15 protein-coding genes are annotated in these 12,910 nt (G+C 68.5%); 5 read left to right on the top strand and 10 right to left on the bottom strand.

Features of this window, described 5'->3' with window-relative positions:
- The first annotated feature begins 29 nt into the window (after positions 1-29).
- Positions 30-608 carry an EndoU domain-containing protein gene (locus CF165_RS03155; protein WP_093945889.1) on the top strand — a complete coding sequence of 193 codons (579 nt, stop codon included), beginning with the start codon at positions 30-32 and terminating at the stop codon, positions 606-608.
- On the opposite strand, the gene CF165_RS03160 is transcribed toward CF165_RS03155, so the two are convergent.
- Both CF165_RS03160 and CF165_RS03165 read right to left on the bottom strand, forming a co-directional pair.
- Positions 605-877, bottom strand: coding sequence for a helix-turn-helix domain-containing protein (locus CF165_RS03160; RefSeq protein ID WP_093945890.1), 273 nt, complete (start codon positions 875-877; stop codon positions 605-607). The two genes, CF165_RS03155 and CF165_RS03160, sit on opposite strands and share 4 nt — an antisense overlap.
- Before the next feature lie 171 nt (positions 878-1,048).
- Positions 1,049-2,662, bottom strand: coding sequence for an alpha/beta hydrolase (locus tag CF165_RS03165; protein ID WP_093945891.1), 1,614 nt, complete (start codon positions 2,660-2,662; stop codon positions 1,049-1,051).
- Between the two features lie 184 nt (positions 2,663-2,846).
- Here CF165_RS03165 and CF165_RS03170 point away from each other — a divergent pair, with 184 nt between their 5' ends.
- Both CF165_RS03170 and mctP read left to right on the top strand, forming a co-directional pair.
- Positions 2,847-3,125: a DUF3311 domain-containing protein gene (locus tag CF165_RS03170; protein WP_093945892.1), complete on the top strand. Its 279-nt coding sequence runs from the start codon at positions 2,847-2,849 to the stop codon at positions 3,123-3,125.
- Complete coding sequence (gene mctP / locus CF165_RS03175; protein ID WP_093945893.1) at positions 3,122-4,777, top strand: monocarboxylate uptake permease MctP; 1,656 nt, start codon at positions 3,122-3,124, stop codon at positions 4,775-4,777. Before CF165_RS03170 ends, mctP begins: the two co-directional genes overlap by 4 nt.
- Here the strand turns inward: mctP and CF165_RS03180 are convergent.
- The 3 genes from CF165_RS03180 to CF165_RS03185 form a co-directional block, all read right to left on the bottom strand.
- Positions 4,774-5,091, bottom strand: a complete 318-nt coding sequence (locus CF165_RS03180) for a hypothetical protein (protein ID WP_143268426.1) — start codon at positions 5,089-5,091, stop codon at positions 4,774-4,776. The genes mctP and CF165_RS03180 overlap by 4 nt on opposite strands.
- Positions 5,088-5,819: an HNH endonuclease gene (locus CF165_RS49910; protein ID WP_143268428.1), complete on the bottom strand. Its 732-nt coding sequence runs from the start codon at positions 5,817-5,819 to the stop codon at positions 5,088-5,090. The genes CF165_RS03180 and CF165_RS49910 overlap by 4 nt, the downstream gene beginning before the upstream one ends.
- 78 nt (positions 5,820-5,897) lie before the next feature.
- Positions 5,898-6,515: a hypothetical protein gene (locus CF165_RS03185; RefSeq protein WP_093945895.1), complete on the bottom strand. Its 618-nt coding sequence runs from the start codon at positions 6,513-6,515 to the stop codon at positions 5,898-5,900.
- Positions 6,516-6,547: 32 nt separating this feature from the next.
- On the opposite strand from CF165_RS03185, the gene CF165_RS03190 reads away from it, so the two are divergent.
- Entirely contained in the window at positions 6,548-7,117 is a 570-nt protein-coding gene (locus tag CF165_RS03190; protein WP_093945896.1) for a peroxidase-related enzyme, read from the top strand.
- Here the strand turns inward: CF165_RS03190 and CF165_RS03195 are convergent.
- The 4 genes from CF165_RS03195 to CF165_RS03205 form a co-directional block, all read right to left on the bottom strand.
- A complete protein-coding gene (locus CF165_RS03195) occupies positions 7,114-8,043 on the bottom strand; it encodes a bifunctional helix-turn-helix transcriptional regulator/GNAT family N-acetyltransferase (RefSeq protein ID WP_093945897.1) in 930 nt (309 codons plus the stop codon). The genes CF165_RS03190 and CF165_RS03195 overlap by 4 nt on opposite strands.
- 216 nt (positions 8,044-8,259) lie before the next feature.
- Entirely contained in the window at positions 8,260-8,409 is a 150-nt protein-coding gene (locus tag CF165_RS51690) for a hypothetical protein (RefSeq protein WP_167441331.1), read from the bottom strand.
- Positions 8,410-8,669: 260 nt separating this feature from the next.
- On the bottom strand, positions 8,670-9,860 hold the full coding sequence (locus CF165_RS03200; RefSeq protein WP_093945898.1) for an ATP-binding protein: 1,191 nt from the start codon (positions 9,858-9,860) through the stop codon (positions 8,670-8,672).
- A gap of 163 nt (positions 9,861-10,023) precedes the next feature.
- Complete coding sequence (locus CF165_RS03205) at positions 10,024-10,764, bottom strand: MerR family transcriptional regulator (RefSeq protein ID WP_093945899.1); 741 nt, start codon at positions 10,762-10,764, stop codon at positions 10,024-10,026.
- Positions 10,765-10,935: 171 nt separating this feature from the next.
- Between CF165_RS03205 and CF165_RS03210 the strand changes: the two genes are divergently transcribed.
- Positions 10,936-11,493, top strand: coding sequence for a DoxX family protein (locus CF165_RS03210; protein ID WP_093945900.1), 558 nt, complete (start codon positions 10,936-10,938; stop codon positions 11,491-11,493).
- A gap of 44 nt (positions 11,494-11,537) precedes the next feature.
- Here CF165_RS03210 and CF165_RS03215 read toward each other — a convergent pair whose 3' ends face one another.
- On the bottom strand, positions 11,538-12,827 hold the full coding sequence (locus tag CF165_RS03215; RefSeq protein ID WP_093945901.1) for an acetyl-CoA C-acetyltransferase: 1,290 nt from the start codon (positions 12,825-12,827) through the stop codon (positions 11,538-11,540).
- Between the last annotated feature and the right edge of the window lie 83 nt (positions 12,828-12,910).

Genomic DNA, 12,910 nt, shown 5'->3' on the forward strand with positions numbered 1-12,910 from the left:
TACGCTCGGCCCGACGAAGGGAGCAGCCAGTGGGCGGCGGCCACGCACCGGGTGTCGGACGCAGGGCGACCAGCGAGTTCCCACCCGGCTGGACCGACGAGCACATCATCTCGGTGGTCAAGGACGTCGCGAACGATCCCAGCGAAGCCCGGCGGCGGCAGCAGAACGGCCGCTGGCGGTGTGCCGGCGAGCGGTTCAACGTGCACTTGATCGTTCTGGTCGAGGCGGACGGGCGCGTGTACACCGCGTACCCGGTGGCGGGCCCCGGCGTCGTCCGCAACCCCGACACCGCGCGCGACCCGGCGAACCCGACCGTCGCCGACCTCAGGGAAAACCGCATCAGCTTCTTCGCCGACAGCGTGCTGACCACGGTCGGCGGCCGGCTCTCGCCGGAGGACTACACGCACTACCGCACGCTGCTGTGGGCCGGCGAGTGGGAGGAGCTGGCCGACGTGCTGGCCGCGCACGCCGTCAAGGTGGGCCTGAACTTGTCGCCGGACGAGTTCTCCGACTTCGAAAAGCTGCTCAACAGCTACGACCTGCCGGTGCCCGGCTGCGCGTTCCTCAACGACCGCGAGCACATCCTCAGGCAGCTGCGCCCGGTCTAACTCGCCTGGGAAAGCGGAGGCGACGCGGCGGGCGCGACGGCCGCGCGGAGCTCCTCCAGCGACAGGCCGACGGCGTCGGCGATGGCCGCGACCGTGAAGAAGGCCGGCGTGGGGATGCGGCCGGTCTCGATCTTCCGGAGCGTCTCGACCGAGATCCCCGCCTCGGTCGCGACGTCGACCATGCTCCGGCCGGCCCGTGCCGCCCGCAGCGCCTGGCCGAGACGTTCGCCTCGTTCGCGCTCTTCATCCGTTAGCGGTACACGCACCATAAGCGTGATTTTAATACCACTGCGGCGCGAAGCGCCTCCGTTGAGGGCGGTGGTGGGGGCATGGATGGAATACCAGTGAGTTGTCCACTGCCTGTGGACAACTCTGTGCACAGGTGTGGAAAAGCCCCGCCGAACGTCCGTTCGGCGGGGCCTCCACTACCGCTTGTGGTGTCAGGCGCCCGCGGGCACCGGCAGTGGCATGCCGGGCAGGCTCTGGTCGTTCGGCACGACGCCGTCGATCAGGTAGGCCTCCACGACCTTGTCCACACCCGCGTTGCCGCCGGCGTAGATGCCGTGGTCACCCTCACCGGTGATGGTCAGCATCCGCGAGCCCGCGAACGCCTTGTGCGCGCGCCGCGCGCCCTCGATCGGCGTCGCCGGGTCGTGCTCCGACTCGACGATCAGCACCGGCGGGACACCCCGGCCGTCCAGCACCGGCAGCGGGGCCGGCGGCTTCTTCCAGAACAGGCACGGCTGGATGAACCAGCCCGCGCCGAGCAGGGGCAGCTGCTGGTCGATCAGCTTCTGCGACTGCTTGATGGCGCTGCCGGTGCTGCCGGTCCACGGACCCTCGTTGCACGGGATGGTCCAGAAGCTGGCGTCGTAGGCGTCGCCGTCGGTCGGCACCATCAGCGGCTGCGCGCCGGAGGTCTCGGTGCTCTTGTCGGCGGCCTTGAGCTTCTGCGCGGCCGACGACTTCGCCTGCGCCGAGGCGGTGCCCTGGGTCAGGGTCCGGACGCTGACCAGGTAGTCGGCCAGGCCGGGGAAGGACCGCTTCGAGTAGATGCTCGACGCGATGAACGAGTCCAGTCCGTTGGCCGACACGGTCGAGCCGTCGGGCAGGGTGACCGCGCCCTGGGTCAGGGCGTAGCGGACCTGCTCGTAGGTCTGGCGGGCCGCCTCGCCGGTGGTGCCGAAGTGGTAGAGCTTGTCGTACTTCGCCATCCACGGGAGGAAGTCCTGCCGCCAGCGGCGCTCGAAGCCGAGCGGCTGCCAGTCGAACGACTTCTGCCAGGTCGTGGTGAACTCCGTCGACGAGTCGAGCACGAACCGGCCGGTGTGCGTGGGGTAGGCCTGCGCGTAGTGCGCGCCCATCCAGGTGCCCGCCGAGTAGCCGACCCAGTTGATCTTGTCGCGGCCGAGCAGCACGCGCAGCAGGTCGATGTCCTTGACCGTCTGGTCGGTGTTGATCAGCGGGCCCAGCTCGCCGGACTTCTGCTGGCAGGACAGCGCCGCGTACTTCGTCGCCTGGAGGATCAGGTTCAGGTTGTCGCGGCTGCGGTCGCGCGGGTCGAGGTCCGAGCCGGTGCCGATGGCCCCGCCGCAGGTGATGTTGGTGCTCTTGCCGGTGCCGCGCGGGTCGAACCCGACGATCTCCTGGTGCTCGCGCAGCTTGGTCTGGTTGCGCAGGCGGGCCGGGAAGTTGCGCCCGGGCGCGCCCGGGCCACCGGGGTTGGTGACGACGCTGGCGGTCGCGCCCTTGGTCGCCTTGAGCCGGCTGACCGCGATGGTCAGGTCGATCTGGGCGTTCGGCTGGTACCAGTTGCGCGGCGTCTTGTAGGTCGCGCACTCCATGTCCTCGGCGCCCGCGGGCGGAGCCGTGGGCAGCTCGGAGGGGACAGCGCACTTGTGCCAGTCCAGCTTCTGGTTCGCGTACTGCGCCGGGAGGGAGTTCAGCGGCTGGTTACCGGCCGCGACCTCCTGACCTGCGAACGCCGGAGTGAACCCGGCTAGCAGGGTGCCGGCGACAGCCGGGATCACCACCGCGTAGCGGAGTCGAGTCATACGGTTGCCCCTTTTGGGTATCGCGTGTGGAGTCGGGCTATTGATATAGGGCCCGCCGGAAAGCGGCAACCGACGTTGGTCGGCATCGGCGTCGGCGATCAAATCGATATCGGACAGACGTGACTCCCTGTCACCCAGGTCTTAAGGTCAGGCGGTCGGTTACGGGAGTGTTAGGTGAGGTCCGATGTCGACTGCGAAGCACGACGGGAAGGTGCGCGGGCTGCAGTTCAACCCGTGGAACCTGCTCCTGATCGTCCCGCTGCTGGTCCTGGTCACGCCGCTGTTCAACATGGACGGTCCACGGCTGTTCGGGATGCCGTTCTTCTACTGGTTCCAGTTCCTCATGGTCGCGGTCGGGGTGCTCAGCACCTGGATCGTCTACATGATGACGCGGGACAAGCCGACCGCTGACGCGCCGGACCACCTGAGCGTCGACGACCTGGACGAGGGGGACGCCCGATGAGCAACCTGCAGTGGCCCGAGCTGATCATCTTCACGATCCTGTTCGCGCTGGTCACCGTGCTCGGGTTCATGGCGTCGCGCTGGCAGCGGGGCAGCACCCTCGACCACCTGGACGAGTGGGGTCTCGGCGGCCGCAAGTTCGGCTCGTGGATCACCTGGTTCCTGCTCGGCGGCGACCTCTACACGGCGTACACGTTCGTCGCGGTGCCCGCGCTGGTGTTCAGCGCCGGTGCGCTCGGCCTGTACGCGCTGCCGTACACGATCGTCGTCTATCCGATCGTGCTGCTTCCGGCGTTGCGGATGTGGTCGGTCTCGCGGGTGCGCGGCTACGTCACCCCGGCCGACTTCGTGCGCGGCCGCTTCGGCTCGCCGATCCTCGCGCTGCTGGTCGCGATCACCGGCATCGTCGCGACCATGCCGTACATCGCGCTGCAGCTGGTCGGCCTCGAAGCCGTGCTGCGGACGATGGGCATCAACGGCTCCGGCATCGTCGGGCACCTGCCGCTGCTGGTCGCCTTCGTCATCCTGGCCTTCTACACCTACCAGTCGGGCCTGCGGGCGCCCGCGCTGATCGCGTTCGTCAAGGACATCCTGATCTACATCGTGATCCTGGTGGCGATCATCTACCTGCCCTCGAAGCTCGGCGGCTGGTCGCACATCTTCGACGCCGCGGCGAAGAAGCTCGGCACGCCCAGCCCGGCCACCGGCAAGCCGGCCGGCTCGATCCTGCTCACGGCCAACAACCAGCTGCAGTACGCGACGCTGGCGCTGGGTTCGGCCTTGGCGCTGTTCCTCTACCCGCACTCGCTGACCAGCGTCCTGGCCTCGCGCGGGCGCAACGTCATCAAGCGGAACATGGTCGCGCTGCCGGCGTACTCGCTGGTGCTGGGCCTGCTCGCGCTGCTCGGGTACGTGGCGATCACGGCGGGCATCAAGCCGCTGACGAACGCGGCGACCGGCAAGCCGGACGGCAACACGATCGTCCCCGTGCTGTTCGACAGCCAGTTCTCGTCGTGGTTCGCCGGCATCGCGTTCGCCGCGATCGGCATCGGTGCCCTGGTGCCGGCCGCGATCATGTCGATCGCCGCGGCCAACCTGTGGACGCGCAACATCTACAAGGAGTACATCCGCAAGAACGCGACGCCACAGGAAGAAGCGAAGCAGGCGAAGCTCGCTTCGCTGGTCGTGAAGCTCGGCGCGGTCGCCGTGATCATCCTGATCGACCCGCAGTTCTCGATCGACCTGCAGCTCATCGGCGGCGTGCTGATCCTGCAGACCCTGCCGGCGGTCGCGCTCGCGCTGTACACGCGCTGGTTCCACCGCTGGGGCCTGATCGCCGGCTGGATCGTCGGCATCGGCTGGGGCCTGATCATGCTGTACGGCATCCCCAACCCGGCCAACGGCAAGCAGCACTTCGGCGGTTCGGCGCTCGCGCTGGGCAACATGTCGATCTTCGGCTGGCACCCGTTCTCGGGCTCGCTGGTCCAGATCTACGTCGGGTTCGTCGCCCTGATCGCCAACCTGGTGGTCGCGGTGATCGGCACGGTGATCGCGCGGCAGATGAAGGTGTTCAACGGCACCGACGACACCAACCCTGAGGACTACCACGCCGACGAGCACGACAAGGACCTGCGCCCGGTCGGCGTCCACTAAGGACCAGCAGGCGGCGAAGCCTCCTCGTCGGACTCCTCCGGCGAGGAGGCTTTCTTCTTGGCCACGAGTTTCCGCATGCGTCTCCACGCTGCAACGCCCAGCCAGGTACCACCACCGGACATCAGGCCGATCAACGGCGTATGCGCCATTGTCATCGCGATGCTCAGCAAGATGACGGCCACCGGCCAGAGGACGACGGAGATCAGCTGCTCCGCATGCTTGGTCCGGGTTTCGCTGTCGAGGACTTCCAAGACGGCTGCGACTGCCGAGTTGCGATCCGGTGCGGTTCCGGATCTGCGGGTGACCTTGGTCATCGCGCGACCAGGTCTGCCAGCCGGCTCTTGAGAGCCTCACGCTGGTCGGCCGGAAGCCGCCATGCCGCCGCGAACGCCTGCTCAGCGGGCGTCAGGTCACGCCTTCCTTTCACCAACCACGCCAGAACTCGAACGCGATCTCGTTCTGGCAAGGCTTCGATCGCACGCCAAACCTGTTCCGGCTGGAGGTCCCTCCGCATCGGACTCAGCTGGCTGCACCGCACGCACTCCGTGACAAGATTCGATTCGGTGTCACCCCCACCGTCTCTGCGAGCGACGAGGTGGTTGACGACAAGACGTGCGGGCGCGGCGTGCGGGTCTTCTGGGTAAAGCTCGCCTGCTCCTACCCCGCAACGCACGCAACGGTAACCATCCCGCTCGAGCACGTGGTTGCGCGTTGCGCTGGTCAGGAGGCGTAGACCGGCCGAGCGGAACGTCTTGTCCCAAACGGGGTCGCCGCGGCGTACGAATCTGAGTTCCTGGGGCGCCAGGGCGGAGTCGTCGCGCGACGACGTGAGAACCCAGCCGGCGCCACGGAGGTCGCGAAGGCGACGAGCGGGCTCGGAAATTTCCGGCATCGCGTCCCGCAGGTCCGCGAGGGAGAAGGTGTTCCCTTCACCGACTTCCGCCGCGAGCCACAACGCGATACGGACTCGGCTCCCGAGGTGGGGACTGCGCCATTCGGGCAGCTCTTGTGCCGGGTCGGCATCTGTCGAGTGGCCAGGCAACTGTCTCTCCTCGTGTTCGAGGTTCCGGAGAGTACCTACCTTACTTGCCGAATCGGCGGTCCGGCAAGTAGCGGCAAGCTAAGCGACTGTGGCGCGTTCGTCGTGACGCGTGATCAGGGCGCGCGAAACGAGGAAGAGCACCAGGCCGTTGAGCAGGTGCCAGAGGAAGTGCGTGCCGACCGGGACGTAGTCGCAGACGTCCCGGTCGAGCGTGCGCAGGGAAAGGGAAAGCGCGAATACCGCACCCGCGATGGCGTAGTGGGTCCAGTAGGCGTCGCGGGCGAAGCCGAGTATCGCGGCGAAGGCGAACAGCCCGATCAGCGCGGAGAGGTAGAGCCCGCCGCCCAGCAGTGCGGTGACCACGGTCAGCGCGAGGAACGCCGGTGCGGCGAGCCACGCGTGCCGCCAACCGAAGAACACGCGCGGGAACAGCACGGCGTACACGAGTGCGAACACGAGAATGGCCACCGAATCCGCGACGGCGGCCCAGCGGGTCGCGAGCAGGTGGAACGCCGTGCCGGCGACGAAAACCAGGCCGATCGACGCGGCGAGCAACCGCCCGGCCCGGTCGCCCTCGGCGAGTCGCCAGACCAGCACGGCGGCCACGAGGAACGCGAGGTTGCTCAGGCTGTTGACCGGCTCACCCCAGAGCCCGGGCCCGACACGTTCGCAGTACCCGTCGACGTAGTCCGTCACGCTGCCACCCAACCACGGCTAGCGTGAAACCCATGAGCGACGCGGTGAGCCGGTTCCCGGTCACGGAACTCGAAGACCTACCCGACGACCTGCGCGAGCGCGTCGGCGTGATCGCGGAGAAGTCCGGGTTCGTGCCGAACATCTTCCGCGCGCTCGGTCACCGCCCCGCCGAGCTGCGCGCCTTCCTCGACTACCACGACGCTCTGATGGAACGCACCGGCGGACTCAGCAAGGCCGAGCGCGAACTGGTCGTCGTCGCCACCTCCGGGGCCAACCACTGCACCTACTGCGTCGTCGCGCACGGGGCCATCCTGCGCATCCGCGCCAAGGACCCCGAGCTCGCCGATCGCGTGTCGAGCAACCCGTGGCAGGTCGAACTCGACGAACGCGGCCGGGCGATCGTCGACCTCGCGCTGGCCCTCGCCCAGGACTCCGCGCTCTTCGGCGAAGGCGACATCGAAGCCGCGCGCAACGTCGGCCTCACCGACGACGAGATTTGGGACGTCGGCGCGATCACGGCGTTGTTCGCGCTGTCGAACCGGCTCGCGCACCTGACCGCGCTGCGCCCGAACCCGGAGTTCTTCCTGCTCGGCCGCCGCTAGAACGCCAGGCGCCAGAACTGGCGGGTCAGCGCCGGCCCGAAGCCGTCGTCCGGTTCTTCCGCGACGAGTTCGAACCCCCTCGTGCGGTAGAGAGCGTGCGCGGCGGTGAGCACTGACATCGTCCACAGCTCCATCGCCCGGTAGCCGTGTGCCCTGGCGAACTCGACGCACTCCGCCACCAGCCGCTTGCCCACGCCGTGGCCGCGGGCCGACGGCTCGAGCAGCAGCAGCCGCAGCTGGGCCGTGTGCTCGCCGGAACCCCGGCCGCAGCCGATGCTGCCGACGCGTTCGCCGTCGAGTTCGGCGATCCAGAACGCCTGCCGCGGATCGTCGTGGCTCTCCGCGAAGCCGGCGACGGCGCGGGCGACCAGAGCTTCGAACCGCGCGTCGAAGCCGTACTCGCGGGCGTACAGCGCACCGTGACGTTCCACCACCCATCCGAAGTCACCCGGTCGTGGCGGTCGGAGGACGAGGGCAGGATCGCGACGGCGGTCGCCGACCAGGTCGCCGATCGTGCGCATCGCGGTCAGCAGGCGCTGCTGGTCTTCGTCGGCGAAGCGGCGCAACAGCCCGGCGATCTGCTCAGTGGACCGCCGGTTGAGCACGGCGAACGCGTCCCGGCCCGCCGCGGTCGGGCGCACGAGCTGACGGCGGGCGTCCTCATCGGACCGTTCGCGCACGATCAGCCCGCGTGCTTCGAGACGCGTGAGCAGCCTGCTGGCGTACCCCGCGTCGAGGTCGAGGCGCTTGCGCAGATCGGTCACCGGCAGGGGGTCCTGGTGGGCGAGCTCGAAGAGTACGCGTGCTTCCGGGAGCGAGTACTCCGCGTCCGCCGGTCCTTCGTCGAGTACGCCGATCACTCCGGTGTAGAGCCGGTTGAAGGCGCGGACCGCGGAAACGCGGTCGGCCAGCTGTACCTCGTTCATTGACCACCTCAACAAACTCGTTGACGAAGTCAAAGATTACTGCGGAATCCGGCGGTGGCAAGGTCCGGATATGGGAAACCCCGCGATGCTGCCAGGTCGGGGGTCCGCCAGCATCACGGGGTCGTACGGGGTATCGACGCCACCTTGCGTGGCGTTACATCGTGAGCATCATGTGGTCTAGGTCACTCGAATGGGCGACCACCACGGGGTGAGAGATCAGCGCATGTAGGCCGAGCGAGCCTGCGCGATCGCGATGAGTTCCTGACGGACCGTCGCGGTGGCGGCGGTGTCGATCGCCCGGTTCAGCGCCCGGCGAGTGCGAACCTCGGCGCGACGGGCACGGAGCTTGGCGGCGATGTTGTTCATCGGTTTCTGCATCCCCTTCGAGGGTCTTGGTGGCTTGTAGGTCTAGTATGCGCCTTTTTTCACAAGGATGCCAATGAATATCCGGTGATGTGGCGCACTCGCCGATGAATCATCGGCAAACATGGGTATGGGCCGGAGAGATCGGGGGTGGCGGTGGTCACGGCGAAGCAACCCGCTACTTTCGTCTAACGATCTCTAGTAAATAAGCTAGAAAAGGCTATTTACGCCGATAAGCCGCGAGAGAGCCGGAAAAGCGCAGGTCAGTCGCGACCGAGCAGGTAGTGGCCGAAGTGCGGGACGGTGAAGGCGATCTGTCCCCTCTCGGCGGAGTAGACGAGGCCCTTCTTCATCAGGCTGTCGCGCGCTGGCGACAGGGACGACGGCTTCCGCCCGAGGAAGACGGCGACGTCGGCGGTACCCGCGGGCTCGTCGCGGCCCTGGGTCAGCGACGCCATCGCCTGCAGGTACTCGCGCTCGGCCGGCGTCGCGCGCTCGTAGCGCGAACCGAAGAAGCCGACAGCCAGCTCCGACTCCGCTTCGGGCGCGGCTACCTGGACGTCCTTGACCGTGATCGGATCGGACGGCGCCGCGTCCCAGGCCGCCTTGCTGTAGGCCTGGATGAAGTAGGGGTAGCCGCCGGAGGCGTCGAAGAGCGCGTCGAGGGCTTCCGGCTCGATGCCGGCGTCCTCGCGCTCGATCGGCGCCATCACGGCGAAGTCGGCGTCCTCGCGGTTGAGCCGGTCGATGCGCGCGTACCGGAAGAGCCGCTCGGAGTAGGACTTCGACGCCGACAGCACGGCGGGCAGGTGCGGCAACCCGGCGCCGACGACGACGAGCGGCGCCCCGGACTGGGACAGCTCGTGGCAGGCCGCGCACAACGCCGAGACGTCGTCCGGCTGCAGGTCCTGCATTTCGTCGATGAGCAGCGCGACGCCGGTACCGACGTCCGCGGCCAGCTCGGCGACGTCGGTGAAGAGCTCGACGAGGTCGATCTCGATGTCCCCGGAGTCGGCCCGCCCCTGCGCGGCGGGCACGTCGATGCCCGGCTGCCAGCGGTCCCGCAGCTTGGCGTCGGCCTTGTTGGCCCGCAGCGCGAACGCCTTGAGCACCCCGAGCACCTCTTCGACCCGGTCCGGCGCCCGATGCCGCACGGCAAGGTCCCGGATGGCCCGGTGCAACGCGGCCGACAGCGGCCGCCGCAGCTCGGCGTCCGGCCGGGCCTCGATCTTCCCGGCGCCCCACTTGTGCCGCACGGCCATCGCCCGCAGCTCCCCGAGGAGCACGGTCTTGCCGACGCCGCGGAGCCCGGTGAGGACGAGACTGCGTTCGGGTCTCCCCCGCGCCACCCGCTCCAGCACCACTTCGAAGGCCTTGAGCTCACGCTCGCGCCCGGCCAGCTCGGGCGGCCGCTGCCCGGCGCCCGGCGCGAAGGGGTTGCGGATGGGGTCCACTCTGCCAAGTTATCGGCGTATCTAGCGCGAGCCCGATATTCCGCCATAGACGGCTAGCGCGTGTCGCCGAGGTTCGACCGGATGGCCGTACATAGAGACGAACAGGTCTGCAGCCCTGCTCGTCCCTACCCCCAGTGCGCTCTTACGACGCGTCACTGGTCGGTCAGGTTCCGTCCGCGTAGATCTTCATCGCGTCCCGGATGAATTCCGCGGTCCCGGCGCCGTGTGTCTCGTCGTACTTCCCGTAGCGCGGGTCGTCGACGTACAGCTGTCCCAGGCCTGCGAAGTAGCTCTTCGAGACCGTCGAGACCGGGCCGAGCAGCCACTCGTGCAGCCGTCGCGTGATCGCCTGGACCTCGTCGGAATCGACGGGGTGCCCCGCCGCGCGGGCCGTGCCGAACGCCGCCGCGATGTCCCGCTGCTCCTGCTGATGGGCCTCCTTCTCCGAGGCCGACAGCGAGCGCCACCACTGGTCACCGCGCTGGTACGCCGAAGCGCCCCAGCGCTCGGTGACCTCCTTCTCGTACTTCGTGTGGTCGAAGCCGTCGAAGACTTCTTGTGCCATCAGTCGTTCACCTCCCTTCAGTTTCCGGAGCGTCGTGCGGACCGACTCGATCTGCCGCCCGATCCGCCGCTGCTCCCCTTCGAGCAGCTCCAGGTGGGTCTCGAGTGCGGCGACGCTGTCGCGCTGCCCCTCGAGCACCTCGGCGATGGCCGGCAGCCCGAGGCCGAGCTCGCGCAGCAGCAGGATCCGCTGCAGCCGGACGAGTGCCTGCTCGTCGTAGTAGCGGTAGCCGTTGCTGCCGATCCGGCTGGGCTCGAGCAGGCCGACCGCGCCGTAGTGGCGCAGCGTCCGGCTCGTGGTCCCCGCCGAGCGGGCGATGTCCTGGATCGACCACTCCATGGCTTCGACGATAGAAGTTGACGCAACGTCAAGGTCAACCGCTAACACTTTCTAGCCTTCTCTAGTGTTCAGCCGATATTCGCGCAGAAACACCGATGAGGATTCGAGCCCGGGCCGAGCGGGCATCCACGGAGTAGGTTCGACCAGGCAGCGGCCCGTACGAGGAAGGCTATGACCGTGATACTCCGTCGAGTGGCACGTCCCCTGCTCGCCACGATCTTCGTGACCGGCGGGATCAATGCGCTGAGGCAGGCCGAGGGGCACGCGAAGGCGGCGGAACCGTTCCTCAACGGCGCGTTCGAGAAGTTCGGCGACGTCGTGCCGGAGCAGGTTCCGCGTGACCCGGTGACGCTCGTCCGGATCGACGCCGCCGTGAAGATCGGCGCCGGTCTCGCGCTCGCGTCCGGAAAGGCGCCGCGGCTGGCGGCGGGGCTGCTGCTCGGCAGCCTGGTGCCGACCACGCTCGCGACGCACAGCTTCTGGACCCTGCAGGACCCGGGTGAGCGTCAGCAGCAGCAGGTCCAGTTCTTCAAGAACGCGAGCCTGGCCGGTGGCCTGCTGCTCGCCGTCGCCGACACGCACGGGAAGCCGTCGGCGGCTTGGCGGGCGCGGAACGCGGCGAAGGACGTCGGCCACACCGCCGAGAAGCTGGGCCGCAAGGCCGAGAAGCGCGCAAGGAAGCGCGCGAAGAAGCTCGCGAAGCGGGCCAACAAGGCGCTGCCCAACTGAGGACGCGAAACAGGGCCGCCCCGCGGGGCGGCCCTTTTCGTGCGCTACTTCTCCAGGATCGCGGTGACGCCCTGGCCGCCGGCCGCGCAGATGGAGATCAGGCCCCGGCCGGACCCCTTCTCGTGCAGCAGCTTCGCCAGCGTCGCGACGATCCGGCCGCCGGTCGCGGCGAACGGGTGCCCGGCCGCCAGCGACGAGCCGTTGACGTTGAGCTTCGCCCGGTCGATCGTGCCGAGCGGCTCGTCCAGGTCCAGCTTCTCCTTGGCGAACGCCGGGTCCTCCCACGCCTTGAGCGTGGCCAGCACCTGCGACGCGAAAGCCTCGTGGATCTCGTAGAAGTCGAAGTCCTGCAAGGAAAGCCCGGCCCGCGCCAGCATCCGCGGCACGGCGTAGGCGGGCGCCATCAGGAGTCCTTCGTCCCCGTGGACGTAGTCGACGGCCGCGGTCTGCGAGAACGTCAGGTACGCCAGCACCGGCAGCTTGTGCGCCTTCGCCCACTCGTCGGTGGCCAGCAGGACCGTCGACGCGCCGTCGGTCAGCGGCGTCGAGTTGCCCGCGGTCATCGTGCCGTTCGGGCCGCCGAAGGCCGGCTTGAGCTTGGCGAGCTTCTCCGCCGTCGAGTCCGGGCGGAGGTTCTGGTCGCGGGCGAGCTTGAGGAACGGCGTCACGAGGTCGTCGAAGAACCCGCGCTCGTAGGCGGCGGCGAGCTTCTGGTGACTGCTCGCGGCCAGTTCGTCCTGTGCCTCCCGGGTGATCTCCCAGGCCTTCGCGGTCAGCGCGGCGTGCTCGCCCATCGACAGGCCGGTGCGCGGCTCGGAGTTGCGCGGGATCGCCGGCACGATGTGGCCGGGCCGGATCTTCGCGACGAGCTTGAGCCGGTCGCCGAGCGTCTTCGCGGCGTTGAGCCCGATCAGGATCTGGCGCAGGTCCTCGTTCACGGCCAGCGGCGCGTCGCTCGTGGTGTCGACGCCGCCGGCGATGGCCGAGTCGATCTGGCCGAGCGCGATCTTGTTGGCGACATTGACGATGGCCTGCAGCCCGGTGCCGCACGCCATCTGGACGTCGGACGCCGGTGTCGCGGGCGAGAGCTTGCTGCCCAGCACGCTCTCGCGGGCCAGGTTGAAGTCCTTCGAGTGCTTGAGCACCGCGCCGGCGGCGACCTCGCCGATCACCTCGCCCTGCAGCGAGAAGCGGCTGACCAGGCCGTCGAGCGCGGCGGTGAACATGTCCTGGTTGGACGCCTTCGCGTACGGCCCGTTGGACCGCGCGAACGGGATCCGGTTGCCGCCGATGATCGCGACTTTGCGGACCGCTGGGGTTTTCTTCGGCGGCATGACTTCACCTCTCTGGTCGTGTCCCTCACACTTTAACCTACTCGGGAGTAGGTTAGACTGCGAAGTGACGCAGACTGCACGGG

Origin of the sequence: Amycolatopsis vastitatis, assembly GCF_002234595.1 — a bacterium.
Lineage (GTDB): Bacteria > Actinomycetota > Actinomycetes > Mycobacteriales > Pseudonocardiaceae > Amycolatopsis > Amycolatopsis vastitatis.

Excerpts from the sequence above, each read along its gene's own strand:
- CF165_RS03210 (WP_093945900.1), top strand. The coding sequence starts at position 10,936 with ATGACCGTGATACTCCGTCGAGTGGCACGTCCCCTGCTCGCCACGATC.
- CF165_RS03160 (WP_093945890.1), bottom strand. The coding sequence starts at position 877 with ATGGTGCGTGTACCGCTAACGGATGAAGAGCGCGAACGAGGCGAACGT.
- CF165_RS03170 (WP_093945892.1), top strand. The coding sequence starts at position 2,847 with ATGTCGACTGCGAAGCACGACGGGAAGGTGCGCGGGCTGCAGTTCAAC.
- CF165_RS51690 (WP_167441331.1), bottom strand. The coding sequence starts at position 8,409 with ATGAACAACATCGCCGCCAAGCTCCGTGCCCGTCGCGCCGAGGTTCGC.
- mctP (WP_093945893.1), top strand. The coding sequence starts at position 3,122 with ATGAGCAACCTGCAGTGGCCCGAGCTGATCATCTTCACGATCCTGTTC.
- CF165_RS03205 (WP_093945899.1), bottom strand. The coding sequence starts at position 10,764 with ATGGAGTGGTCGATCCAGGACATCGCCCGCTCGGCGGGGACCACGAGC.
- CF165_RS03165 (WP_093945891.1), bottom strand. The coding sequence starts at position 2,662 with ATGACTCGACTCCGCTACGCGGTGGTGATCCCGGCTGTCGCCGGCACC.
- CF165_RS03190 (WP_093945896.1), top strand. The coding sequence starts at position 6,548 with ATGAGCGACGCGGTGAGCCGGTTCCCGGTCACGGAACTCGAAGACCTA.
- CF165_RS03180 (WP_143268426.1), bottom strand. The coding sequence starts at position 5,091 with ATGACCAAGGTCACCCGCAGATCCGGAACCGCACCGGATCGCAACTCG.
- CF165_RS03195 (WP_093945897.1), bottom strand. The coding sequence starts at position 8,043 with ATGAACGAGGTACAGCTGGCCGACCGCGTTTCCGCGGTCCGCGCCTTC.
- CF165_RS03215 (WP_093945901.1), bottom strand. The coding sequence starts at position 12,827 with ATGCCGCCGAAGAAAACCCCAGCGGTCCGCAAAGTCGCGATCATCGGC.